This is a genomic window from Clavibacter californiensis, from assembly GCF_021952865.1.
Lineage (GTDB): Bacteria > Actinomycetota > Actinomycetes > Actinomycetales > Microbacteriaceae > Clavibacter > Clavibacter californiensis.
Genome location: NZ_CP040792.1, coordinates 2,495,936 through 2,518,106, shown reverse-complemented (window position 1 = coordinate 2,518,106; position 22,171 = coordinate 2,495,936). Strand labels below are relative to the sequence as shown.

22 protein-coding genes are annotated in these 22,171 nt (G+C 74.9%); 11 read left to right on the top strand and 11 right to left on the bottom strand.

What is annotated here, in order from left to right:
- Window positions 1-182 precede the first annotated feature (182 nt).
- On the bottom strand, window positions 183-803 hold the full coding sequence (locus FGD68_RS12145; RefSeq protein WP_237609492.1) for a (deoxy)nucleoside triphosphate pyrophosphohydrolase: 621 nt from the start codon (window positions 801-803) through the stop codon (window positions 183-185).
- A 127-nt stretch (window positions 804-930) separates the two neighbouring features.
- On the opposite strand from FGD68_RS12145, the gene FGD68_RS12140 reads away from it, so the two are divergent.
- Window positions 931-1,278, top strand: a complete 348-nt coding sequence (locus FGD68_RS12140) for a LysR family transcriptional regulator (RefSeq protein ID WP_119373219.1) — start codon at window positions 931-933, stop codon at window positions 1,276-1,278.
- Between the two features lie 59 nt (window positions 1,279-1,337).
- Here FGD68_RS12140 and FGD68_RS12135 read toward each other — a convergent pair whose 3' ends face one another.
- Window positions 1,338-2,174 carry an alpha/beta fold hydrolase gene (locus FGD68_RS12135; RefSeq protein ID WP_119373220.1) on the bottom strand — a complete coding sequence of 279 codons (837 nt, stop codon included), beginning with the start codon at window positions 2,172-2,174 and terminating at the stop codon, window positions 1,338-1,340.
- 124 nt (window positions 2,175-2,298) lie between these two features.
- Here FGD68_RS12135 and FGD68_RS12130 point away from each other — a divergent pair, with 124 nt between their 5' ends.
- The 4 genes from FGD68_RS12130 (at window position 2,299) to FGD68_RS12115 (ending at window position 7,429) form a co-directional block, all read left to right on the top strand.
- Entirely contained in the window at window positions 2,299-4,014 is a 1,716-nt protein-coding gene (locus FGD68_RS12130) for an AMP-binding protein (protein WP_119373221.1), read from the top strand.
- A 114-nt stretch (window positions 4,015-4,128) separates the two neighbouring features.
- Window positions 4,129-4,797: an FMN-binding negative transcriptional regulator gene (locus FGD68_RS12125; RefSeq protein ID WP_119373222.1), complete on the top strand. Its 669-nt coding sequence runs from the start codon at window positions 4,129-4,131 to the stop codon at window positions 4,795-4,797.
- Window positions 4,794-6,359 carry an amidohydrolase gene (locus tag FGD68_RS12120; RefSeq protein WP_119373223.1) on the top strand — a complete coding sequence of 522 codons (1,566 nt, stop codon included), beginning with the start codon at window positions 4,794-4,796 and terminating at the stop codon, window positions 6,357-6,359. Before FGD68_RS12125 ends, FGD68_RS12120 begins: the two co-directional genes overlap by 4 nt.
- Before the next feature lie 41 nt (window positions 6,360-6,400).
- On the top strand, window positions 6,401-7,429 hold the full coding sequence (locus FGD68_RS12115) for an NADPH:quinone reductase (protein ID WP_237609491.1): 1,029 nt from the start codon (window positions 6,401-6,403) through the stop codon (window positions 7,427-7,429).
- Between the two features lie 92 nt (window positions 7,430-7,521).
- On the opposite strand, the gene FGD68_RS12110 is transcribed toward FGD68_RS12115, so the two are convergent.
- The 5 genes from FGD68_RS12110 to FGD68_RS12090 all read right to left on the bottom strand — a co-directional run bounded on the left by FGD68_RS12110 (window position 7,522) and on the right by FGD68_RS12090 (window position 12,156).
- The gene (locus tag FGD68_RS12110) at window positions 7,522-7,818 is read right to left on the bottom strand and encodes a hypothetical protein (protein WP_104237406.1); all 297 of its coding nucleotides are present in this window, start codon (window positions 7,816-7,818) and stop codon (window positions 7,522-7,524) included.
- Between the two features lie 155 nt (window positions 7,819-7,973).
- Window positions 7,974-8,666 carry an NAD(P)H-hydrate epimerase gene (locus FGD68_RS12105; protein WP_237609490.1) on the bottom strand — a complete coding sequence of 231 codons (693 nt, stop codon included), beginning with the start codon at window positions 8,664-8,666 and terminating at the stop codon, window positions 7,974-7,976.
- Window positions 8,663-9,478, bottom strand: a complete 816-nt coding sequence (locus tag FGD68_RS12100; protein WP_104237408.1) for an SGNH/GDSL hydrolase family protein — start codon at window positions 9,476-9,478, stop codon at window positions 8,663-8,665. The genes FGD68_RS12105 and FGD68_RS12100 overlap by 4 nt, the downstream gene beginning before the upstream one ends.
- 112 nt (window positions 9,479-9,590) lie before the next feature.
- Window positions 9,591-10,619: an LLM class flavin-dependent oxidoreductase gene (locus tag FGD68_RS12095; RefSeq protein WP_119373526.1), complete on the bottom strand. Its 1,029-nt coding sequence runs from the start codon at window positions 10,617-10,619 to the stop codon at window positions 9,591-9,593.
- A gap of 97 nt (window positions 10,620-10,716) precedes the next feature.
- Window positions 10,717-12,156, bottom strand: a complete 1,440-nt coding sequence (locus FGD68_RS12090; protein ID WP_119373525.1) for an MDR family MFS transporter — start codon at window positions 12,154-12,156, stop codon at window positions 10,717-10,719.
- A 101-nt stretch (window positions 12,157-12,257) separates the two neighbouring features.
- Here FGD68_RS12090 and FGD68_RS12085 point away from each other — a divergent pair, with 101 nt between their 5' ends.
- Together FGD68_RS12085 and FGD68_RS12080 are read left to right on the top strand one after the other, a co-directional pair.
- Window positions 12,258-14,069 carry a gamma-glutamyltransferase family protein gene (locus FGD68_RS12085; protein ID WP_394803866.1) on the top strand — a complete coding sequence of 604 codons (1,812 nt, stop codon included), beginning with the start codon at window positions 12,258-12,260 and terminating at the stop codon, window positions 14,067-14,069.
- Window positions 14,066-14,599: an iron-sulfur cluster assembly scaffold protein gene (locus FGD68_RS12080; protein ID WP_237609489.1), complete on the top strand. Its 534-nt coding sequence runs from the start codon at window positions 14,066-14,068 to the stop codon at window positions 14,597-14,599. Before FGD68_RS12085 ends, FGD68_RS12080 begins: the two co-directional genes overlap by 4 nt.
- A 19-nt stretch (window positions 14,600-14,618) precedes the next feature.
- Here the strand turns inward: FGD68_RS12080 and FGD68_RS12075 are convergent, their stop codons facing one another.
- Entirely contained in the window at window positions 14,619-15,242 is a 624-nt protein-coding gene (locus FGD68_RS12075) for a nucleotidyltransferase family protein (protein WP_237609488.1), read from the bottom strand.
- Window positions 15,243-15,318: 76 nt separating this feature from the next.
- On the opposite strand from FGD68_RS12075, the gene FGD68_RS12070 reads away from it, so the two are divergent.
- Together FGD68_RS12070 and FGD68_RS12065 are read left to right on the top strand one after the other, a co-directional pair.
- Window positions 15,319-15,687 carry a hypothetical protein gene (locus tag FGD68_RS12070; protein WP_119373960.1) on the top strand — a complete coding sequence of 123 codons (369 nt, stop codon included), beginning with the start codon at window positions 15,319-15,321 and terminating at the stop codon, window positions 15,685-15,687.
- 74 nt (window positions 15,688-15,761) lie between these two features.
- Complete coding sequence (locus tag FGD68_RS12065) at window positions 15,762-16,562, top strand: phosphatase PAP2 family protein (RefSeq protein WP_119373480.1); 801 nt, start codon at window positions 15,762-15,764, stop codon at window positions 16,560-16,562.
- 13 nt (window positions 16,563-16,575) lie between these two features.
- Here FGD68_RS12065 and FGD68_RS12060 read toward each other — a convergent pair whose 3' ends face one another.
- From FGD68_RS12060 to FGD68_RS12050, 3 genes are all read right to left on the bottom strand, one after another.
- Window positions 16,576-18,030 (bottom strand): amidohydrolase family protein, encoded by a 1,455-nt coding sequence (locus FGD68_RS12060; RefSeq protein ID WP_119373477.1) that lies wholly within the window; start codon window positions 18,028-18,030, stop codon window positions 16,576-16,578.
- 212 nt (window positions 18,031-18,242) lie between these two features.
- Window positions 18,243-18,908 (bottom strand): hypothetical protein, encoded by a 666-nt coding sequence (locus FGD68_RS12055; RefSeq protein ID WP_119373478.1) that lies wholly within the window; start codon window positions 18,906-18,908, stop codon window positions 18,243-18,245.
- Between the two features lie 49 nt (window positions 18,909-18,957).
- Complete coding sequence (locus FGD68_RS12050; RefSeq protein ID WP_119373479.1) at window positions 18,958-19,587, bottom strand: hypothetical protein; 630 nt, start codon at window positions 19,585-19,587, stop codon at window positions 18,958-18,960.
- A 187-nt stretch (window positions 19,588-19,774) separates the two neighbouring features.
- On the opposite strand from FGD68_RS12050, the gene FGD68_RS12045 reads away from it, so the two are divergent.
- Window positions 19,775-20,881 (top strand): XdhC family protein, encoded by a 1,107-nt coding sequence (locus FGD68_RS12045; RefSeq protein WP_237609487.1) that lies wholly within the window; start codon window positions 19,775-19,777, stop codon window positions 20,879-20,881.
- Entirely contained in the window at window positions 20,878-22,170 is a 1,293-nt protein-coding gene (locus FGD68_RS12040) for an APC family permease (RefSeq protein ID WP_237609486.1), read from the top strand. Before FGD68_RS12045 ends, FGD68_RS12040 begins: the two co-directional genes overlap by 4 nt.
- Window position 22,171 lies beyond the last annotated feature (1 nt).

The following is a 22,171-nucleotide window of genomic DNA, read 5'->3' as shown; positions in this document are numbered from 1 at the left end:
CGCCGGACGTCGGAGGACGCTACGGCGGTCGAGGCCCTCCCCGGACCCCGACGTCCCCAGCCCCCGCGCGGGGGCGCGGCGCGATCCTGCCCGTAGGCGGGGCTCGGGCATCCCGTCGCCGATGTGGCGTCATCGCCTCAGACGGCCCGGAGCGCCCTCGGGGTCACGGGCCGCGGTGGGGCTCAGCCGAGCATCGCGCGCACGTCCGCGAGGGCCAGCCGCGCGGACGCCGCGATGCGGTGCTCGTCGAGCCCCGCCGCGTGCGCGGCGCGCACGCCCGCTCGGAGGTCGGCGACGGCGCGCGCGCACCCGTCCGACAGCTCCGCCAGGCGCGCGGCGTGGGCCTCGCGGGACGAGCCGAGGGCCGGCGGCATCGCCCCGACGTCGATCACCCAGTCCGCCCCCGGGTGCCGCGCCTCGAGCACGAGACGCCGCACGGCCGGCAGGTCGGGCGCCGACCAGGCGAGGTCGCCGAGGTCGGCGAGCGGCACCCAGCGCAGCTCGTCGTGGTCGGTGCTCGTCGTCGGCAGCGGCCCGACCGGATCCGCGAGGTAGCAGGCGAGGTCGATCACGCGCTCGCCGACGGGCACCTCGGAGCGGTCGAGGAGCGCGCCGACGGTCACGTCGACGCCGAGCTCCTCGCGGATCTCCCGCGCCAGCGCCGCCTCCGGCGTCTCGCCCGGCTCGACCTTGCCGCCCGGGAACTCCCACGTGCCCGCGCCCGGCTTGTGCGCCGCGCGGCGGCAGGCGAGCGCGCGCCCGTCGCGGACGAGCACCGCCGCCACGACCTCGAGTCCCGCCATCCCGTGCCTCCCCGTCGGCGCCGTCCGTCGCCTCGACGCTACCGGCCCACGCGGGCGCGCCCGGGCGGCACCGACCCGGGCTGTACCGTGGGACATCCGGCATCCGCCGCGACGAGAGGCACCACCCGTGAAGATCAGCCACCAGCGTCACTTCGTGGTCGCGGCCGAGGTGCTGCACCATCCGAAGGCGGCGGATCAGCTGGGCATCTCGCGCGCGAAGCTCGCCTCGTCCATCCGCGCCATCGAGGACCACTACGGGAAGGCCGTCTTCGACCCGCAGAGCACCGAGACGCGCCTGACGAAGACCGGCCGCCTCGCCTACGAGGAGGCCATCGAGGAGCTCGCGAAGCCGTCCACCCCGCCCGAGGCGCCGAAGCCGCCGGCCGGCGGGAAGGCGAAGGCCTCCAAGGGCCAGGGCCGCGCGCCCGTGGTCAAGGGCCAGCCGAAGCCCTACAAGCGCACGCAGGGGCGCTGACGCGCACGCAGGGGCGCTGACCCGGATCGGATCAGCGCCCCTGCGGCGTGCGGTGCGAGCTACTTCTTCAGGAACTCCAGCACGGCCTGGTTCCACTCCTCGGGGTGGCTGACCGTGACGCCATGCGGGGCGCCCTTCACGACGTGCAGCTCCGAGCCGGCGATGGCGCGGTGGGTGCGCTCGCCGGATCCCTCGAACGGCACGGTCGCGTCGCTGTCGCCGTGGATGACGAGAGTCGGCACCGTGACCTTGGTCAGGTCGTCGCGGAAGTCCGTGGTCGCGAACGCGGCCATCGACGCGAGCGCCGCGTGCTTCTTCGACTGGTGCGAGAGCGCGATGGCCTCCTGGCGCTCGGCCTCGGTCACCTTGAGCACGCCGTCCGCGGAGTAGAAGCCGGTCGTGAACTCGTCGTAGAACGAGTCCTCGTCCTTGGTGAGGCCGGCCGTCATCTCGGCGGCGGCGTCCTTCGTGAGGGGACCGTCCGGGTTGTCGTCGGTCTTCTCCAGGTACGGCGGCACGGCCGAGGCGAAGACGACGCTGTGCAGGCGCGCCTCGCCGCGGGTACCGATGTAGCGGGCGATCTCGCCGCCGCCCATCGAGAAGCCGACGAGCGTGACGTCGACGAGGTCGAGCGCGGTGAGCACGGCGTCGAGGTCGGAGGCGAAGGTGTCGTAGTCGTAGCCCGTGAGCGGCTTGTCGCTGCGGCCGAAGCCGCGGCGGTCGTACGTGATGACGCGGAAGCCGGCGGCCTCGAACGCGGGGACCTGCTTGCTCCAGGACTCGCCGGACAGCGGCCAGCCGTGGATCAGGACGACGGGGCGGCCCGTGCCGCCGGTGTCGTCGACGTGGAGGTTCGTATCCTTGAGGAGCCCGTGGTGGGCGGTGATCTCGGTCATGCTGCGGTCCTTCCGTCTTGCATGGATTCGTGCACTGCTGGAATGCTTCGGAGTCGTCGGCGATCCGGAGCGGTCGTGCGGATCCCCGGCCGCCGACACCGGGCGCGGGCGGCAGGATGGACCCATGACCCGAGCCAACTCCTCCTACCGCGCCGCACGCGACCTCCTCCAGGAGATGCGCACCGAGCGGACAGCAGCCGTCGCGCGGTTCGAGTGGCCCGACGTCGGGGACGCCTTCAACTGGGCGGTCGACTGGTTCGACGTGATCGCGCGCGGGAACGACCGGATGGCGCTGCGCGTGGTCGCGGGCGACGGATCCGAGCGCCAGATCACGTTCGACGAGATGGCGGCCCGCTCCGACCGCGTCGCGACGTGGCTCGTGGGGCTCGGGGTGCGGAAGGGCGACCACGTCATGCTCATGCTCGGCAACCGGGTGGAGCTGTGGGAGACGATGCTCGCGATCATGAAGGCGGGCGCCGTGATCCTGCCTACCTCGACCGTGCTCGGATCCGCCGACCTCGCGGACCGCGTCGAGCGCGCGGGCGTGCGCCACGTCATCGCCGACCTCGCGCACACGGCCGTCTTCGAGGACGTGCCGGGGGAGTACGCGCGCATCGCGATCGGCGCCACCGGTGACGTGCCCGTGCCCGCCGGGTGGACCGACTACCGCGACGCCGACGACGCGCCCGCCGACCGGGTGGGGGTCGCGGTCGCGTCCACGGATCCCGCGCTCGTCTACTTCACGTCCGGCACCACGAGCAAGCCGAAGATGGTCGTCCACACGCACGTCTCGTACCCGGTCGGGCACCTGACGACCGCGTACTGGCTCGGGCTGCAGCCGGGCGACGTGCACCTCGCCATCAGCTCGCCGGGCTGGGGCAAGCACGCGTGGAGCTGCTTCTTCGCGCCGTGGATCGCGGAGGCCACCGTCTTCGTGCACGACTACGCGCGCTTCGACGCGCACGCGCTCGTGGAGCAGCTGGACCGCGCCGAGGTCACGACGTTCTGCGCGCCGCCGACCGTGTGGCGCATGCTCATCCAGGCCGGGATCCGGGAGCGGCCGGGCAGGCTGCGGGAGATCATGTCGGCGGGCGAGCCGCTCAACCCCGAGGTCATCGCGCGCATCGAGGAGTGGTGGGGGCTCACGATCCGCGACGGCTACGGCCAGACCGAGACCACCGCCATCGTCGCCAACGCACCCGGCGACGCCGTGGTCCCCGGCTCCATGGGCACGGCGCTGCCCGGCGTCGACCTCGTGCTGGTGGATCCCGTGACCGGGCAGCCCGCCGACGAGGGCGAGATCTGCCTCGACCTCACCACGCGGCCCGTGAACCTCATGGCCGGCTACCTCGGCGACGACGCCCGCACCGCCGAGTCGATGCGCGACGGGTTCTTCCACACGGGCGACGTCGCCCGCCGCGACGCCGACGGCACCATCACCTTCATCGGCCGCACCGACGACATCTTCAAATCCTCCGACTACAAGATCTCGCCGTTCGAGGTCGAGAGCGTGCTCATCGAGCACCCGGCGGTCGCGGAGGCCGCCGTCGTGGGCGCGCCGGACGCCGTGCGGCTCAACGTCGCGAAGGCCTACGTGCACCTCGCGGCCGGATGGGAGCCGGATGAGGAGACGGCGCTCGCCGTGCTGAAGCACGCGCGCGAGCGGTGCCCGGCCTTCATGCGCGTGCGCCGCGTGGAGTTCGGCGAGCTGCCGAAGACCGCGTCGGGGAAGATCCGCCGGGTCGAGCTCCGGCAGCGCGAGGTGGCCGCATCCGACGCCGGCGAGCGGCTCGACGGGGAGTGGCGCGACGACCAGTTCCCGGCGCTGCGGGCGCGCTGACCGACGGTCGGCGCGGGGCGTCCGCGCGGTGACGGGAGCGGCGTCCGTCGGCCGGTAGCATCCCGTCATGCCCCTCGCCTCCCCGTCCGCCCTCGAGCCGCGGCGGGCCGCCCGGTGAGGGAGAACCCGTCCTTCGCGCTCGAGGACGTCGCCGAGATCCGGCGCCTCGTGGACGAGAACCCGTGGGCCGCGATCGTCAGCGGCACGGGCGCCGGCCTCGTCGCCTCGCACTACCCGGTGCTGCTGGATCCCGAGCGCGACGACCTCACGCTCCTCACCCACTTCGGCCGCCCCGACGAGCGGATCCACGAGCTCGGCCAGCGCGACGGCGCAGACGGCGAGGTGCTCGTCATCGTCCAGGGCCCGCACGGCTACGTGTCGCCCGGCTGGTACGACGCCGACCCCGCCGTCCCCACCTGGAACCACGTGTCCGCGCACCTCACCTGCCGCGTCGAGATCCTCTCGGCCGAGGAGAACCTGCGGGTGCTCGGCCAGCTGGTCGATCGCTTCGAGGACCGCATGCCCGAGCCGCGCCGCATGGACGGCACGCTCGAGGACGCGGCCTACGCGGCCCGCATCAGCGCCGGCACCGTGGGCCTCCGCCTCGTGACCACGCGGTTCGTCGCGAAGGCGAAGCTGAGCCAGAACAAGCCGGCGCACGTGGTCGAGCGCGTGCTGCACGAGCTCGAGCACGGCACGGAGTACCCGAACCCGGCGCTCGCCGCGGAGATGCGCCGCGCCAGGGACCTGACCGCGGGCGGATCCGCCGGGATCGACGCGTGAGCGCGCTGCTCCTCGCGGGCGGACGCCTGCCCGGAGCCGACGCGCCCGTCGACGTGCTCGTCCGCGACGGCGTCATCGCGTCCGTAGGGCCGGCCGGATCCGCGGACGCGACCGACGTCGAGACCCGCGCGCTCGACGGCCGGTTCGTCATCCCCGGCCTCTGGGACAACCACGTGCACTTCACGCAGTGGACCAAGGTGTCGCGCCGCCTCGACCTCTCCCGGGCCTCGTCCGCGGCGGAGGCCGTCGGCCTCGTCCGCGACGCGCTCGCGGCCCGCGCCGCATCCACCGGATCCGGGCCGGTCACGCGCGCGGGCGCCCCCGAGGCGCTCGTCGGCTACGGGTTCCGCGACGGCCTCTGGCCCGACCTCCCCACCAAGGACCTGCTCGACGCCGTCGCGGGCGACACCCCCGTGCTGCTCGTCAGCGGCGACCTGCACTGCTGCTGGGCGAGCTCGGCCGCGCTCGCGCCGCACGGCTACGGGGATCACCCCACCGGCCTCCTGCGCGAGGACGACTGCTTCGACTTCATGTACCGCGTGGAGGAGGGCGACGCGTCCTCGCTCGACGCGCAGGCCGTGCAGGTCGCCCGCGAGGCCGCGCGCCGCGGCGTGGTCGGCGTCGTCGACCTCGAGATCGACTGGAACGCGGCTCGCTGGCGCCGCCTCGCCGCCCTCGGCCACGACGCGCTCCGCGTGGAGGCCGGCATCTGGCCGCAGGACCTCGACCGGGCGCGCGACGAGGGGCTCCGCACGGGCGACGTGCTCGCGGGCACCGGCGGGCTCGTGCGCGTGGGACCCGCGAAGGTCGTCACCGACGGATCCCTCAACACCCGCACCGCGTACTGCTTCGACCCGTACCCCGACCTCGACGGCCAGGGCGGCGACGCGCACGGCGGCGCGTGCGGCCAGCTCTCCGTCCCGCCCGATGAGCTGCGGGAGCTCATGGTGCGGGCCGCGCGGCAGGGGCTCCGGCCCGCGATCCACGCCATCGGCGACCACGCGAACCGGCTCGCCCTCGACGCGTTCGCGCACCTCGACCGGGTGCTCGGGGGCGCGCACCGCGACGTCGAGGGGCTCGCCGGATCCATCGAGCACGCCCAGCTGCTGACGCACGAGGACGTCGCCCGGTTCGCGGCGCTCGGCGTGGTCGCGAGCGTCCAGCCCGAGCACGCGATGGACGACCGCGACGTCGCCGACGTCTACTGGGCCGGGCGCACGGCCCGCGCCTTCGCGCTCGCCGACCTCCGCGCCGCGGGCACGCGCCTGGCCCTCGGGTCCGACGCGCCCGTCGCTCCGCTGGATCCGTGGGCCACCATGAGCGCCGCCGTCGGCCGGTCCCGCGATGGCCGGGATCCCTGGCACCCCGAGCAGGCCATCGACCGGGCGGCCGCGCTGGACGCCTCCGTGCGTACGCGCGTGGCTGTGGGAGAGCGGGCCGACCTCGCCGTCGTGGAGCGGGATCCGCTCGCCGCCTCCACCGCCGCCGACGACCTCCGCGCGATGCGCGTGTCCGCCACCCTGCTCGGCGGCCGGTTCACGCACGACACGCTCGGGGTCTGAGCCGCAGGAACACCGCGCGGGTGCCGGGCGTTGGAATCGTCATGAGAGCCATCGCCTACACCCGCACGGGTGCCCCCGACGTCCTGCAGCCCGTCGACCGCGACGAGGCCGCGCCCGGCCCCGGCGAGGTGCGCGTGCGCATCGTCGTCTCGGGCGTGAACCCCACCGACTGGAAGTCCCGCGACGGCGGAGCGCCCGGCCAGGAGCTGCCGTTCCCCGAGGTCGTCCCCAACCAGGACGGCGCGGGCGTCATCGACGCCGTCGGCCCCGGCGTGACCGACCTCGCCGTCGGCGACCGCGTCTGGATCATGCTGGCCGCCCACGGCCGCCCCACCGGCACCGCGCAGGAGAAGACGGTCCTGCCCGTCGACCGCGTCGCGCCGCTGCCCGACGGCCTGTCCTTCGACCTCGGCGCGAGCCTCGGCGTCCCCGCGGTCACCGCCCACCGCGCCCTCACCGTCTCCGAGGACGGCCCCTCGCGCCTCGCCCCCGGCGCCCTCGCCGGGAAGCACGTGCTCGTCGCGGGCGGCGCGGGAGCGGTCGGCCACGCGGCCATCCAGCTCGCGCACTGGGCCGGCGCCACCGTGATCACCACGGTCAGCTCGCCCGAGAAGGCCGCCCTCGCGACGGCCGCCGGCGCGCACCACGTCGTGGACTACAAGGCGGGCGACGCGGCCGCGGAGATCTCTGCGCTCGCGCCCGACGGCGTCGACCTGATCGTCGAGGTCGCCCCCGCCCAGAACGCCGAGCTCAACCAGGCGGTCGCGAAGAACCGCGCCTCGGTCGCGGTCTACGCGAACAACGGCGGCGACACCGTCACGCTGCCCGTGGTCGACAGCTTCGTGAAGAACCTGCGCTACCAGTTCCTGCTGCTCTACACGGTGGGCCAGGAGGCGCTCGACGCTGCCCGCGCGGACATCCACCTGGCGCTCATCGACGGCGCGCTGCCCGTCGGCCAGGAGGCGGGCCTCCCCATCACGCGCTTCCCGCTGGACCGCACGGCCGACGCCCACCGGGCCGTCGAGGACGGCGTGACCGGCAAGGTGCTGATCGACGTGACGCCCGCCTGATCCGACGGGCCCCGGACGACGGATGGCCGCACCGCCCTCGGGCGATGCGGCCATCCGTCTGCCCGCCGCAGCCCGGCTGCGGCGGTCGCGGGCTACTCGGTGCCCGCCACCCGGCGCCTCGTGCGCGGCGGCCGGCTGAGCAGACGCTGCATCACGAGCGGCGCGAGGGCGCTCGCGTTGAGGCAGGTGGAGATCAGGAACGTGATGGCGAGCAGGTTCGTCGGGATGTCCCATGCGTCACCGAGGAGGTGCAGCGCGAGCACCCCGAGCGAGACCGCGAGCAGCAACCACGACGATCCGCGCAGCCACCGCGGGGTGCGTGCCCCGGCGAGGGCGACGACCGCCATGACGGCGGCGTTGGCGATGGCGAGGGCGAGCGGGCCGGTCATGCGGCCCCTCCGCCCCTGGTGCCGTGCTCCCTGGCGTGACCGTGCATGTTGTCGTCCCCCTTCGACGGGCCGGATGGCCTGCCTCGACTCTTCCGCAGGGGGAGCGTCGAGTGAAGTCGGCGCTATCGGGGACAAGAGCCCGCCCGGGCGCGCCGTCAGCGCGCGGCGCGCACCAGCGGCGTCGCATCCGAGAGGTCGAGCCCGACGTCGACCAGCTCCACGCGGCCCGCGAGCGCACGGCCGGGGTCCTGCATCAGGCCGGCCTTTCCCGCTCCGAACGTGACCGTGACGTCGGCGGGCAGCACGGTCGGATCCGGCACCGCGCCGTCGTCGCAGCCGACGCCGCTGGGGATGTCGCACGCGATCACGGCAGGACCGCCCTCCGCGGTCACGACGGGCAGCAACGCGGCGACGACCCGGCGGCCCTCGCCGCGGAGAGCAGGGCTGTAGGTGGTGCCGATGCCGAGGATCCCGTCCACGACGAGCGCCGACGAGCGCGCGATGTCCGCGAGGGTCGCGTCGTCCAGCTCGTCCGCGGAGGTGATGGGCACGCCGGCCGCGATGGCCTGTGCGGCGCCAGCCTCGTGGATGCGCCCGGCTGTCCGGATGACGCCCACCTCGCGACCCTCGCGCGCGAGCTCGGCCGCGGCCATCAGCGCGTCTCCGCCGTTGTTCCCGGCGCCGACCAGCACGAGCACCGGACCGTCGGGCGCGAGAGCGCGGCACGCGCGCGCGAGACCGGCGGCCGCGACGCGCATGAGCTGCGCCCCGGCCGCCAGCAGCGGCGCCTCGGCGGCGCGGATGTCCGCGGCCGCGTAGCCGTCGGCGAGGGATGCGGGATCGCTCACGACGGCGCGATCCGCTCCACCAGCAGCTCGGCCCACGCCCGGTACACCCGGCCGTAGAGGGTGTCCTCCGGGTTCGGCGCCATGAACTCGGGGATCCGCCAGGCAGGGAAGGGAACGCTGTCGGCCCGGTCGTGCCGCGCGACGACCCGGCGCGTGCTGCGGTTCAGGGCCTCGACGTGGCGTCCGACGGGACCGGCGATGAGCGGGGGCGTGACGGGCGAGATCTCGAGCGGCGGCACCTCCGTCACGAGCACCAGCGCGCCCTCGGGCATGCGCGCCTGCATGCCCGTGATGCAGGCGTCGAGCAGCGACTCCCAGAGCGGCGTCGGGGTGTAGCGGATGGCGTCGCCGATGCCCAGGGCGAGGACGGCCACGTCGGTGCTCGCCCACGCGGGGAACGCGTCGAGGCCCGCGCGCCAGGAGCGCACGGTGAAGTCGGGGAACGCCTGCACGGACCAGAAGACGCCGCGGCCGGTGCGGGCGGCGAGCTTGTGCGCGACCTGCCCGGCGACGCCGAGGTCGTGCGACACCGTCTGGTAGCCGACCGCGGTGCCCTCGCCCACGACGGCGAGGCCGAAGGGATCCGGGCCGGGCAGCGAGCCGGTGGGGGAGTCGCGGGGGAAGGTGGCGCGACGCATCTCGCGATAGAGCACGCGGTACTGGAGCCGCCCGATCGTGGCCGAGCGGAGCGACGCCAGCGGCCCGGCGGAGAGCACCCGCGCGCCCGCTGCAGGCTGGACGGCCAACGCGTCGGACGGGTCCTCGGCGTCATCGCGACCCGGTTCGGCATCGAAGGGCGGTGCGCCGGTCATCGCAGCCCGTCCTGTCCGTCGCGACGCCCCCCGAGTGGAGACGATCGCAGGATATCCCGCCGACGGGCACCTCCTCCACCGTGACGGCGGATGAGGGTGCCGGGAGGGCGGATCAGGCCAGGATGTCGCGGACCATGGGCGCCACGATCGTGCCGTAGCGTTCGATCCCGCCCATCATCCGCTCGTGCGAGAACGGGCCCGCGCTGTACTTCAGGTCGAAGCGCGTGGCGCCCACGGCCTTCAGCGTCGCGGCGATCTTGCGGGCGACGGTCTCCGGGGATCCGACGTACAGCGAGCCGTGCTCGATCTCCTGCTCGTAGGAGGCGCGGGCGAGCGGCGGCCAGCCGCGGTCCTTGCCGATGCGGGCGTGCATCACCTGGTAGTCGGGGAAGAACGCCTCGCGGGCCTCGGCGTCGGTCTCGCCGACGTAGCCGGGCGAGTGGATCCCGACGGGCAGCGGCGGCTGCTCGAGCTGGTCGAGGGCGCGCGCGAAGAGGTCGGCGTAGGGCGCGAAGCGGTGCGGCTCGCCGCCGATGATCGCGAGCATGAGCGGGAACCCGTGGCGCGCGGCGCGCACGACCGACTCGGGGCTGCCGCCGACGCCGACCCAGGTCGTGATGCCGTTCGCCGTCTTCGGGAACACGTCGTGCTCGGTGAGGCCGGCGCGCGTCGAGCCGCTCCAGGTGACGGGCGTCTCCTTGACGAGCTCGGCGAAGAGGCCGAGCTTCTCCTCGAAGAGGCGCTCGTAGTCGCTCAGCTCGTAGCCGAACAGCGGGAACGACTCGGTGAACGAGCCGCGGCCGAGGATGACCTCCGCGCGCCCGTTCGAGATCGCGTCGAGCGTCGCGAAGCGCTGGAAGACCCGCACGGGGTCGTCGGAGCTCAACACCGTGACGGCGGATCCGAGGCGGATGCGGTCCGTCTTCGCGGCGATCGCGGCGAGCGCGACCTCGGGGGAGGAGATCGCGTAGTCGTCGCGGTGGTGCTCACCGAGGCCGATGAAGTCGACGCCGACCTGGTCGGCCAGCACGCCCTCGGCGACGACGTTGCGGATCACCTCGGCGTAGGGCAGCTCACGGCCGTCCGGTCCGACCGTGACGTCGCCGAACGTGTCCAGTCCGAGCTCGATCTCCTGCGCCATGCTGCCCTGCTTCCTTGATCCATGCGAACGTATGCATTCGGGTCAACTGTAGGGGCGCGGTCGGCATTCCCGCGAATCGCGCGCGCGGCGCGGCGGCTCAGTCGACGACGGGCTCCGCGCGGGCGATCTCCGTGTCCTCGACGCGCGACTCCGGCATGAGCAGGCCCGCGACCACGGTGGCCAGGGCGCACACGCCGACCGCCAGGAAGACGGCGCCGGACGCGGCGATCACGGCGTCCGGATCCTTCTGCCCTCCGGCCGACGCCGCGAAGATCGCGTTGGCGATCGCCCCGAAGACGGCGACGCCCACGGCGCTGCCGATCGAGCGGGCGAACAGGTTCGCGCCCGTGACGACGCCGCGTTCGCCCCAGCCGACGCTCGACTGCGCGCCGATGAGGCTGGGCGTCGCGACGAGGCCCAGCCCGAGGCCCACCACGAAGCAGCCGGCCGCGATGCCGGCGAGCGTGGGCGTGCCGGCGAGCGCCGCGATGGATCCGGTGCCGACGATCGTGAGCGCCATGCCGATGAGCACCGTGCGGCGGAACCCGATGCGGAGGTACAGGCGGCCGGAGAGCGACGCCGAGATCGGCCAGCCGATCGTGAGCGCCGCGAGCGCGAGGCCGGAGACGAGCGGAGTCACGCGCAGCGACCCCTCGAGGTAGGTGGGCACGTAGGAGGTGAGGCCGATGAGGATCGCTCCGACGCCGAGCGAGACCAGCGTGGTCGTGAGCAGCAGGCGCCGCGAGAACACCCAGAGCGGCAGCACGGGCTCGGCGGCGCGACGCTCGACCAGCAGGAACGCGACGATCAGCACGGCGCCGACCGCGAACGCGCCGATGCTCGGCACCGAGTCCCACGCCCACGCCTGGCCGCCCTCGAGCACCGCGAGGATCAGGAGGCTGAGGCTCACCGTGAGGAGCGCGGCGCCGGCGTAGTCGACGCGGTGCCTCGTGCGCTCGATGGACTCGTGGAAGCGGCGGACGACCATCCAGCCGGCGAGGAGGCACAGCGGCACGTTGACGAAGAAGATCCAGCGCCAGGTCGTGAACTCGGAGAACACGCCGCCGAGCGTCGGGCCGACGACGCTGGAGACGGCCCACACGCTCGCGAGGTACCCCTGCGTCTTGGCGCGCTCGGCGACCGTGTAGATGTCGCCCGCGATCGTGATCGCCATGGGCGCCACCGCGCCCGCGCCGAGGCCCTGGATCGCGCGGGCCGCGATGAGCGCGGGCATGCTCCACGCGAACCCGCACAGCACGGATCCCACGAGGAAGAGGCCGATGCCGATGAGGATGATCGGCTTCCGCCCCACGGTGTCGCTGAGCTTCGCGTAGAGCGGCACCGAGACCGCCTGCGCGAGCAGGTAGATGGAGAACAGCCAGGGGAACGAGGCGAAGCCGCCGAGGTCGTCCACGATGGACGGCACGGCGGTGGCGAGGATGGTCGAGTCGATGGCGACGAGACCCGTCGTCAGCATCAGGGCGATGAGGATGGGTCCGCGCTCGGATCGGAATCCGACGCCAGTGGTGTCAGTCATGGGCCTCCCGGGTCGAACGGTGAACGGCCGGGAGGTCGAGCGCATTCCCGCGACACGCGATCGGTGTGGTCGACTGGTATCCCCACCGGAAGGACCCCTTCGTGACGTTCCGCGCGCCCGACGCATTCACCACCCGACCCACGCTCCGCGGCACGTTCGGCATGAGCGCCTCGACCCACTGGCTCGCGTCCGGCACCGGGCAGGCCGTGCTGGAGCGCGGCGGGAACGCGTTCGACGCAGCTGTGGCCGCGGCGTTCGTGCTGCACGTGGTCGAGCCGCACCTCAACGGGCCGGGCGGCGACATGACGGCCGTCGTGCACGTCGCGGGGGATCCCGCGCCGAAGCTGCTCATGGGCCAGGGATCCGCTCCCGCCGCCGCGACCCCGGAGCGCTTCCGGGCGGAGGGCCTCGACCGCGTGCCCGGCGCCGGCGCGCTCGCCGCGGCCGTGCCCGCCGCCGTCGACGCCTGGCTGCTGCTGCTGCGCGACCACGGCACGTGGGAGCTGGCCGACGTCTGGGCCTTCGCGATCGGGTACGCGCGCGACGGGCATCCCGTGCTCGAGAGCGTGCGCCGCACCATCGCGGGCGTGGGCGACCTGTTCCGCGACCACTGGTCCACGTCGGCCGCGTTCTGGATGCCGGACGGGGAGGCGCCTGGTGCGGGGTCGCTCGTGCGGAACCCGGCGTGGGCGGCGGCGATGGACCGGATCCTCGCCGAGGCGTCGACCGCAGCCGGATCCGAGGCGACGCGGTCGCAGCGCATCGAGGCCGCCCGCACCGTCTGGGCCGAGGGCTTCGTGGCCGAGGAGATGGTCGCGAGCGTGCAGGATCCGCACCGGCACTCCACGGGTGCCGACCACGCGGGCCTCATCACCGCAGAGGACCTCGCCTCCTCGCGCGCGTCGTGGGAGGACGCGGTGTCGATCGGGTTCCGCGGCTCGCGCATCTGGAAGACCGACGCGTGGGGCCAGGGCCCGGCGCTGCTGCAGGCGCTGATGATCCTCGACGGGTTCACGGACGACGAGATCGACCCGGCGACGCCCGCGGGGATCCACCGCATCATCGAGGCGCAGAAGCTCGCGCTGGCCGACCGCGAGGCGTACTACGGCGACGCCGTGCCGGGCGGCGCGCCCCTCGACGTGCTGCTCAGCGCGGAGTACGCGGCCGAGCGGCGCGCGCTCATCGCCGATGATGCGTCGCACGAGCTGCGCCCCGGGCGCGTCGACGGCGTCGAACCCTTCCACCCGCCGCTCATGGTCGAGGGCGACGCGCCCGCGTCCGCCGGCGGCACGGGGGAGCCCACGATCTCCCGCGCGGGCGAGACCCGCGGCGACACCTGCCACCTCGACATCGTCGACCGGTGGGGCAACATGATCTCCGCCACGCCCTCCGGCGGCTGGCTCCAGTCGTCGCCGTTCATCCCGTCGCTCGGCTTCTGCCTCGGCACGCGCCTGCAGATGACGTGGCTCGAGCCCGGCGGCCCGTCGTCGCTCGTGCCCGGGCGCCGGCCGCGCACGACGCTGACACCGACGCTGATCACGCGCGACGGCGAGCCCGTGGAGGCGCTCGGCTCGCCCGGCGGCGACCAGCAGGACCAGTGGCAGCTGCCGTACCTGCTGCGCACGATCGTCGGCGGCTTCTCGCCGCAGCAGGCGGTCGATGCGCCGACGTTCCACACGACGAGCGTCCCCGGATCCTTCTGGCCGCGGACCTGGACGCCCGGCGGCCTCGTGGTCGAGGGTCGCATCGGTGACGACGTGATCGCCGACCTGCGGGCCCGCGGGCACGAGGTGGAGGTCGTCGGCGACTGGACGCTGGGGCGGCTCTCGGCCGTGACGCGGGATCCCGCCACCGGCCTGCTGGGAGCGGCGGCCAACCCGCGCGGGGCGCAGGGGTACGCGGTCGGGCGATGACGCTGGACCGGCAGATCGCGTCGGCGCTCATCGCAGACCACGCCCGGCGGCGCGTCGGCAGCGATGCTGCGCTGCGGGCCGCGTCGGCGCCCGGGCGGTTCGTCGCGGAGCCCGACGCGGCGACGCCCGCGGTCGGCGTCGTGCTCGGGACCTCCGAGCAGCGGAACGCGACCTGCGGCGACGTGGTCGACCTGCGCGTGCTCGCGGGGGATCCCGCGCGCACGGCCGTCGACGCGGCTGCGGTCGTGGATCCCGCCGAGCGCATCGCCGTCCGCTGGCACGGCCGCGGCTGCACGGTCTCCCAGGCGTCGGCGTCCATGCTCGCCGAGCTGGTGGAGGGCCGGACGGCCGCGGAGGCACAGGCCCTCGTCGTCGAGCTGCGCGCGCTGATCCGCTCCCACGAGCTCCGGCCCGGCGCGGAGGACCGGCTCGGCGACGCGCTCGCCCTCGCCGACTCCGGCCGCTACCCGCTCCGCGGCACGTGCGCGCTGCTCGCCTGGCACGCGCTCGAGGAGGCGATCGCGCGCTGAGGCGCATCCCGTCGCCGCGTCAGGGACACCGGTCGACGTCCTCTCCCGAGCTCACGTCGGCGGCCTCCACGGGGAGCGCGCCGTGCGCGGCCAGGTAGGCGCGCGCGCCCGCATCACCCCGCACGGCGGCGGCGAGCGTCGCCCAATGGTCGCGGCCGATCAGCGCCGGGTGCCCGGGCCGGCCGCGGAAGACGGCCTGGCGGAGGGTCGACGGATCCACCGGTGCCCTGTCGACCACGCGGCGCATCGTGGCCGCGTCGAGGTCGGGCACGTCGACCGGCACGACGGCCAGGGCGACGGGCGGCGGATCCACGGCCGCGGCGGCCCGGAGAGCCGCGCGCAGGGAGGCGGACATGCCGTCGGCCCAGTCGTCGGCGCGGACGACGACGGCGTGGTCGGCCTCGGGGAGCGTGCCGAGCAGCGCCGCGGCCTCGTCGGCGGATGCGCCGAGCACCACGAGCACGGGGGAGCAGCCGGCGTCGGCCAGCGCGCGGACCGCGGTCGCGAGCCACGGCGTGCCGTCGGGATGCGTCGCGAGCGCCTTGGGGCCGCCGAACCGGGTGCCCGCGCCGGCGGCCAGCACGACGCCCGCGATCCGGAGGGCCGCCCGCCCGTCGTCGTCCGCGCCACGTGATCCCGCCATCCGCCCATGCTAGGAGCGCGCCCTCCGCGCTCGTCGCGCCCTCGCAGCGCCCGGCCGCGCGGCCTACGCTCGATCCATGGATCCCGACACCGCGTTCGCGCTCGCCCTCACCCTGACGCTCGGCGTGCCGGTGCTCGTGATCCTCGCCGGCGTCGTCCTCGCCGTGGCGAAGGCCCGCGGCGCCGGCTGGGGCTGGTACCTCGTCGGGACCACCATCGTCGCGCTCGTCCTCGCCCTGGGTCTGGCCGTGCTCGCCGCGTGGGCGACGCGGGACGTCGTCGGGCAGCCCGACGTGGGCGCCGGCGCCTTCGGGATCGTGCTCATGGGCGTCATCGGCGCCGTCGCGACGTTCGTCATCGGGCTCATCGCGGGCACGGCCGGCCTCATCGCGTCCGCCGTCCGCCGTCGCGACCGCGTGCCGTCCTCCGCCCTGGTCCACGGCTGACCCGGCGCGACCCCGTGCACGACCGTCGCGCCGCCGCGCCCGCAGGCGGATCAGCGACCGCGTCCGACCGCCCGATGCCCGACGGGATCGCCTCCTCCACCCGCGACCGCCTGCCGCCGCGCCGCCGCCCCGATCGCACCCGCCCTCCCGGCCGCGCCGCCCGGGCGGCGACGGGCGTCGCCACCCGCGTCGGCCCGACCGGGACCTTCGCCGCGTTCCTGATCCTGGGCCTCCTCGTCATCACCGCCGCGTCGAGCCTGTTCGCGCGCCTCTACGTCGCGGTCGTCGACGACGACAGCGTCGCGCTCCTCGACGAGCCCGCGATGCACCTGGCCATGGACGTCCGCTCGCCGTCGCTCGACACCGCCGTCACCGTCTTCACCGAGGCCGCGGGCGTCTACGCCGTGCCGATCGTGGGCGTCGCGGTGATCGTCGCCATCGCGATCCATCGGCGCCAGTGGGTGCCGGTCGTCCTCGGGCTCACCGCGGGCGCCGGATCCCTGCTCATGACGGAGGTCGGCAAGGAGCTCGTCGGCCGCGACCGCCCGCCGCGCGCCGACGCCGTGCCGCCCTACGAGACGTCGCCGTCGTTCCCGTCCGGCCACACCCTCAACGCGAGCGTCGTCGCCGCGATCGTCGCGTACCTGCTGGTGCTCCGGCAGATGCGGCGGGCGACGCGCGTGCTCACCTACGTGATCACCATCGCGTTCGCCGCCTCCGTGAGCCTCAGCCGCGTCTACCTCGGCCACCACTGGCTCACCGACGTGATCGCCGGATGGCTGCTGGCGCTCGCGTGGCTCGCCCTCGTCGTCGTGGCGCACCGCGTGCGGCTGCGACTGCTGGAGGGGCGCGAGCGGGACCACCGGACCGACTGAAGGGCCGTCCACGTCAACCCGCCGACACCCGCCGCCCCTGCACGTGCACGCCCGCGATGGCCGGCTCGCGCAGCCCCATCAGCAGGGTGAACAGGATCTGGTCGGTGGCGCGCGCGTCGTCGTCCGCGCGGATCCCGTGGGCGAGCGTGAGGGCGAGAGGCTCCCAGCGGTCCGGTGTGATCGTCAGGAAGTCGGCGTCCTTGCCCACGTCGAGGTTGCCGTAGCGCTCCTCCATGTCGAGGGCGCGGGCGCCGGCGAGCGTGCCGGTGAAGAGGAGCTCGGCGGCGTCGATCTCCACGCCCGCCTCACCCGGCTCGGAGAGGTGCACCTTGAACGCGTCGTTGAGCACGCGGGAGATGAGCCACTCGTCGCCGGCGCCCACGTCGGATCCGATCGCCACGTTCACGCCCGACGCCACCGTGCGCCGCCACGGCATGGTGCCGCTCCCGAGGAACTGCTGCGACGTCGGGCAGTGCGCGATGCTGCTGCCCGTCTCGGCGAGGCGCGCGAGCTCGGAGTCCTGGCAGTGCACCGCGTGGGCGAACACGCTGCGGCGGCCGAGGAGGCTGGATCCGCCGCGCTCCGATCCGGGCAGGAAGAGCCCGTCGTAGGTGTCGAGGTAGGTGTCGGTGCCGAAGACCTCGCGGACGGCGGCGATCTCGCCCGTGCCCGGCCGGTCGTTCTCGTTGAGGTGCGAGTGGAAGTGGACGCCCTCGCCGCGCGCCACGTCGTACAGCTCGCCGAGTCCGCGCAGCGTCGTGGGCGTCACCGACAGGCTGAACCGCGGCACGATCGCGACCTGGAGCGTCGCCGTCGTCGCGTCGCCCGTGTCGACGGCGTGCCAGCGGTCGATCTCGGCGCAGGAGAGCGCGATCGCGTCCTCCTCCGAGGTGAGGAGCGGGGTCGCGGGGCCGGAGCCGACCGTCTGGATCCCGCGGCCGCTCACCAGCCGGAGCCCCGCGTCGCGGGAGGCCTCGAACAGGGCGTCCTGGGCGTGCGGGAACGCGGATCCGAACACGAGCGCGCTCGTCGTACCCGCCATGATGCGGCGGCGCGTGAAGTCCGCGGCGATCATGCGCGCGAAGCCCTCGTCCGCGAGTCGCGCCTCGGACGGGAACACGCACGAGTCGAGCCACTCGAGGAGCTGGCCGCCGCCGTGGGCGCTCGTCGTGTACGTCTGGGGGAAGTGCACGTGCGCGTCGACGAAGCCGGGGATCAGGAAGTCGGAGGCGTCGCCGTGCACGGGCGCGTCCCCGAAGGCGGCGGGCAGCTCGCGGAACGGGCCGACCCAGGCGATGCGGCCGTCGTCGTCGACCGCGAGCGCGCCGTCGGGCACGGAGACGAGGTGGCGGCGGGCGTCCTGGACGCGCGGGGACCCCGTGATGTGGAGGACGTGGCCGCGGTGGACGGCGCGGCGGGAGTCCGTCGTGGGCGATGCGGGGTGGTCGGTGGTCCGGGGTTCGCTCATGCGAGGGGATCCGTTCGCTCGGCTGGTGCGCGGCGGTGCTGGACGGCGGGAGCCCGAGGGCATCACGCGGAGGGCCGGATCCTGCGACGGCGCGCCGTAGCATCGCGCGGGATCGGGAGCCCGGTCGATCGTCGACCGCGGGACGGGACGCGCGCTCCGACACGCCGCGAGGCGCGGCGGCGCTCAGGAAGCGGTGACCCTTCTCGGCGTCGTCAGGTCGGGGGCCGCCCGGCCGGTCCCGCGGTGGGGGCCGGGTCGGGTCCGGCGTCGTCCGTGCGCCCCACGCTGTCGGCCCGGTCGATGCTCTCCGGCGCATCCGCGTCGAGCAGCGGCTGCAGGAGCGCGTCGATCTGCGCGATCCGTCGGCGCCTGGTGACGGCCATGCCCGCCACGGCGACGGCGACCACCGCGGGCAGGGTCCAGGCGAGGGGCGGCCCGCCGAGCACGCCCACGGCGACCGTGCCGACGAGCGCGACCGCCGCGATCAGCACCGCCCACGGTCCTCCGAGCGCTTCGCGGACCTCGCGGCGGCGGAGCAGCGAGAACCGCCACGAGTCGGCGTCGGCGTCCGCGGGGAGCCGCCCGTCGTCGATCGCCTCGGAGACGTCGATCCAGCGCATCCGGGACGGGGTGCCGCGGCGCCGGCGGGAGATGGCGAACGTGAGGATCAGCCCGACGACCACGCCGACCGTGAGCGTCGCCACGATCCGGTCGACGTCCGCCTCATGGCCGAGCCCGACCCGCGAGTAGATCAGGATCCCTGACCACGCCAGTGCGACGCCCATCGCAGGGACCGCCGCGGGCGCCTCGGCGAGCCAGCGGCGGGCGCGCCGCCATCGGCCGTGCGTCGAAGGCGCGGTGCCGTTCGTCGGCGTCATGCTCGCTCCCCGGATCGGTCGCACGGCCGGTCGTCGCGCGCTCTGCACATCATCCAGCAGCCGGGGGAATCCGGTCGTCGGGGGCGGGCGGCGCCCACTCGGTGCGTCGGACGTCGTCCGCGCGCACCTGCTCTTGCAGCGAGATGAGGAGGGCGTCCACCCCGTCACGGCGGCGACCGCGCGAGACGATGTTCGACATCCCCCAGGTCACGAAGACCGCCAGGAACACCAGTCCGGCGACGGCCCGGTCACCGCTCGCCCCGTTGAGGAACGTCAGGGCCACGACGACGACCAGCCCGATCGGCACGAGCCACGCCTCCTGCCGGATCTCCGAGCGGCGGCGCTCCAGCGCCGCGACCCAGGCGCCGAGGTCCGCGCCCGCCGGGAGCTCCCTGTCCTCGGCGGCCTCAGACACCTCGACCCAGCTGGGGGTGCGGGCCCAGCGTCGGCCCCGGATGCGCCGCGATCCGATCATCAGCACGCCGAACACGAGCGCGAGGCCGGCACGGAGGAGCAGCGCGAAGCCGACATCGTTCCACCCGGCGAAGTCGATGAGGGTCAGGAAGCCGAAGTAGATCACCGCGACGGTGAGCACCTGCACGACCGCGGGCGCGTCGGCCCACGCGCGGCGGATCCGCCGGAACAGCGGCTGCGGGCTGTCGGGTGCGGTCGGAGTCATGCGGCCTCCTCGAGCGCGGCGGATGCGCGCGCGTCGCCTGAGGGAGGATCCCCCCGGCATCCGCGTCCCACCCTACGCAGGGGCCGTGCGAGGCTTGACGCGGGCGGTACCATCCCGATCCATCCGGTCGCCGCCCTCCCCGTCCCGCTCAGCGCCCGCCCGTCGGCGCTCCCGTCCCGGAGGTGCCGTGCTCGAGATCGCCGCGGAGGTGCTCGACGCCCTCGCCGACGGCCGTCGCCTCGCCGTCGCGTGCGTCACGGACGTGCTCGGCAGCGCCCCGCGCACGGCGGGCACGGCGATGGCCGTCGACGACCGGGGCCGCGTCATCGGATCCGTCTCCGGCGGCTGCGTCGAGGGAGCCGTCGTCGAGGTGGCCCACGGCGTGCTCGACGACGGGGTGCCCGCGCTCACGTCCTTCGGGGTCAGCGACGATGACGCGTTCCAGGTGGGGCTCACCTGCGGCGGGCGGATCGGCGTGGTCGTCGTCGCGGTCGCCCCGGCGGGCGACGCGCGGTCGCCGATCCCGGCCGTGGTGCGCGCCGCGCTGGAAGATGCGCGCGCCGGCCGTGCCGCGTCGCTCGCGCTCGTGCTGGACGGCCCGGCCGTCGGCGCGTGGATCACGAGCGCCCCCGACGCCGCGGTGGACGCGGCCGTGGGCGCCGACCCCGCCCGCCGGATCCGCGCCGAGCTCGCCGCCCGCCTCGCCGCCGGCCGCTCGGGCACGACGGAGGTCGACTGCGCCGACGGGCCGCTGCGCGTCCTGCACCTCGTGGCCGCGCCGCCACCTCGCCTGATCGTCTTCGGCGCCGTCGACTTCTCCGCGGCCCTCGCCGACGCGGCCGCGCTCCTCGGCTACCGGGTCACGGTGTGCGACGCACGTCCGGCCTTCGCGACCCGCGCGCGCTTCCCGTCGGCGCACGAGGTCGTCGCCGAGTGGCCCGACGAGTACCTCGCACGCACCGATGTCGACGGCCGCACCGTGATCTGCGTGCTCACCCACGACGACCGCTTCGACGTGCCGCTGCTCGTCGCCGCGCTGCGTCTGCCGGTCGCGTTCGTCGGCGCCATGGGATCCCGCGCCACCGACGCGCGCCGGAGGGCGCTGCTCGTGGAGGAGGGCGTGACGGCGGCCGAGCTCGCGCGGCTGCGCTCACCCATCGGCCTCGACATCGGCGCGTCGACGCCCGAGGAGACGGCGGTGTCGATCCTCGCGGAGGTGCTCGCGGCGCGCGCCGGCACCGCGGGCGCGCCGCTGACGACGACCACGGGACCGATCCACAAGGAGAGCGCATGACCGCCGCCGCGTCCGCCGCCCCCGCCCAGCCCGGCCTCGCCCGCCGCCTGGGCCTGCTCGACGCCACCGTCCTCGGTCTCGGAGCGATGATCGGCGCCGGGATATTCGCGGTCATGCCGTCCGCCGCCCGCGCGGCCGGCGGCGGCCTCCTGGTCGGCCTCGCGATCGCGGCGGTCGTCGCGTTCTGCAACGCGACGGCGTCCGCGCAGCTCGCGGCCCGCTACCCGTCGTCCGGCGGCTCCTACCTCTACGGCCGCGAGCGGCTCGGGGAGTGGCCGGGCTTCCTCGCGGGCTGGTCGTTCGTCATCGGCAAGACCGCGAGCTGCGCCGCCATGGCCCTCACGTTCGCCGCGTACGCGGTGCCCGCGGCGTGGCAGCGGCCCGTCGCCGCGCTCGCCGTCGTCGCCCTCGCGGTGGTCGGCTGCCTCGGCGTGACCCGCACGGCCCGGCTCGCCCGCGTGATCATCACGGTGGTCCTCGCGGTGATCGCCCTCGTGCTCGTGGCGGGCCTCGTCGCAGGCGGGCCGACCGCGGCCGCCGGCCCGATCGCGGGAGTCGTCGACACGACGCCCTACGGCGTCCTCCAGTCGGCCGGGCTGCTGTTCTTCGCCTTCGCGGGCTACGCGCGCATCGCGACCATGGGGGAGGAGGTGCGGGATCCGGCCCGCACCATCCCGCGCGCGATCCTCCTCGCGCTCGGTGGCGCGCTCGTCGTCTACGCGCTCGTGGCCGTGACGCTGCTCGGGGTGCTCGGGGAGGCGCGGCTCGGCGGATCCACCGCGCCGCTCGCCGACGTCATGCGCGACGCGGGCTGGGCGTGGGCGGTGCCGGTGGTGGGCGTGGGCGCGGCGGCCGCGTGCCTCGGCGCGCTGCTGGCGCTGCTCGCGGGCATCGGGCGCACGTCGCTCGCGATGGCGCGCGAGGGCGACCTGCCGCGCGCGCTCGCCGTCGTGCACCCGCGGTACCGGGTGCCGCAGCGGGCCGAGATCGCGGTGGCCGTCGTCGTCGTCGCGCTGGTCCTCACGGTGGACCTCCGTGGCGTCGTCGGCTTCTCGTCCTTCGGCGTGCTGCTGTACTACGTGGTCGCGAACGCGGCGGCCTTCACGCAGGAGCGCGCCGACCGCCGGTACCCGCGGGCGCTGCAGGTGCTCGGCGTCGTGGGCTGCCTGGTGCTCGTGGCGACGCTGCCGGGCGCGTCCATCGCCGTGGGGGTCGGCGTGCTGCTGGTCGGGGTCGTCGGGCGCGCGGTCGTGCTCGCGCGTCGGCGCCGGGCCGCCGCCACGCGCTGAT

What these genes read in the sequence shown, in the direction of transcription:
- FGD68_RS12145 (WP_237609492.1), bottom strand. Translation starts at nt 803, where the DNA reads ATGGCGGGACTCGAGGTCGTGGCGGCGGTGCTCGTCCGCGACGGGCGC.
- FGD68_RS12135 (WP_119373220.1), bottom strand. Translation starts at nt 2,174, where the DNA reads ATGACCGAGATCACCGCCCACCACGGGCTCCTCAAGGATACGAACCTC.
- FGD68_RS12130 (WP_119373221.1), top strand. Translation starts at nt 2,299, where the DNA reads ATGACCCGAGCCAACTCCTCCTACCGCGCCGCACGCGACCTCCTCCAG.
- FGD68_RS12115 (WP_237609491.1), top strand. Translation starts at nt 6,401, where the DNA reads ATGAGAGCCATCGCCTACACCCGCACGGGTGCCCCCGACGTCCTGCAG.
- FGD68_RS12110 (WP_104237406.1), bottom strand. Translation starts at nt 7,818, where the DNA reads ATGACCGGCCCGCTCGCCCTCGCCATCGCCAACGCCGCCGTCATGGCG.
- FGD68_RS12100 (WP_104237408.1), bottom strand. Translation starts at nt 9,478, where the DNA reads ATGACCGGCGCACCGCCCTTCGATGCCGAACCGGGTCGCGATGACGCC.
- FGD68_RS12095 (WP_119373526.1), bottom strand. Translation starts at nt 10,619, where the DNA reads ATGGCGCAGGAGATCGAGCTCGGACTGGACACGTTCGGCGACGTCACG.
- FGD68_RS12090 (WP_119373525.1), bottom strand. Translation starts at nt 12,156, where the DNA reads ATGACTGACACCACTGGCGTCGGATTCCGATCCGAGCGCGGACCCATC.
- FGD68_RS12080 (WP_237609489.1), top strand. Translation starts at nt 14,066, where the DNA reads ATGACGCTGGACCGGCAGATCGCGTCGGCGCTCATCGCAGACCACGCC.
- FGD68_RS12075 (WP_237609488.1), bottom strand. Translation starts at nt 15,242, where the DNA reads ATGGCGGGATCACGTGGCGCGGACGACGACGGGCGGGCGGCCCTCCGG.
- FGD68_RS12070 (WP_119373960.1), top strand. Translation starts at nt 15,319, where the DNA reads ATGGATCCCGACACCGCGTTCGCGCTCGCCCTCACCCTGACGCTCGGC.
- FGD68_RS12065 (WP_119373480.1), top strand. Translation starts at nt 15,762, where the DNA reads ATGCCCGACGGGATCGCCTCCTCCACCCGCGACCGCCTGCCGCCGCGC.
- FGD68_RS12060 (WP_119373477.1), bottom strand. Translation starts at nt 18,030, where the DNA reads ATGAGCGAACCCCGGACCACCGACCACCCCGCATCGCCCACGACGGAC.
- FGD68_RS12055 (WP_119373478.1), bottom strand. Translation starts at nt 18,908, where the DNA reads ATGACGCCGACGAACGGCACCGCGCCTTCGACGCACGGCCGATGGCGG.
- FGD68_RS12050 (WP_119373479.1), bottom strand. Translation starts at nt 19,587, where the DNA reads ATGACTCCGACCGCACCCGACAGCCCGCAGCCGCTGTTCCGGCGGATC.
- FGD68_RS12040 (WP_237609486.1), top strand. Translation starts at nt 20,878, where the DNA reads ATGACCGCCGCCGCGTCCGCCGCCCCCGCCCAGCCCGGCCTCGCCCGC.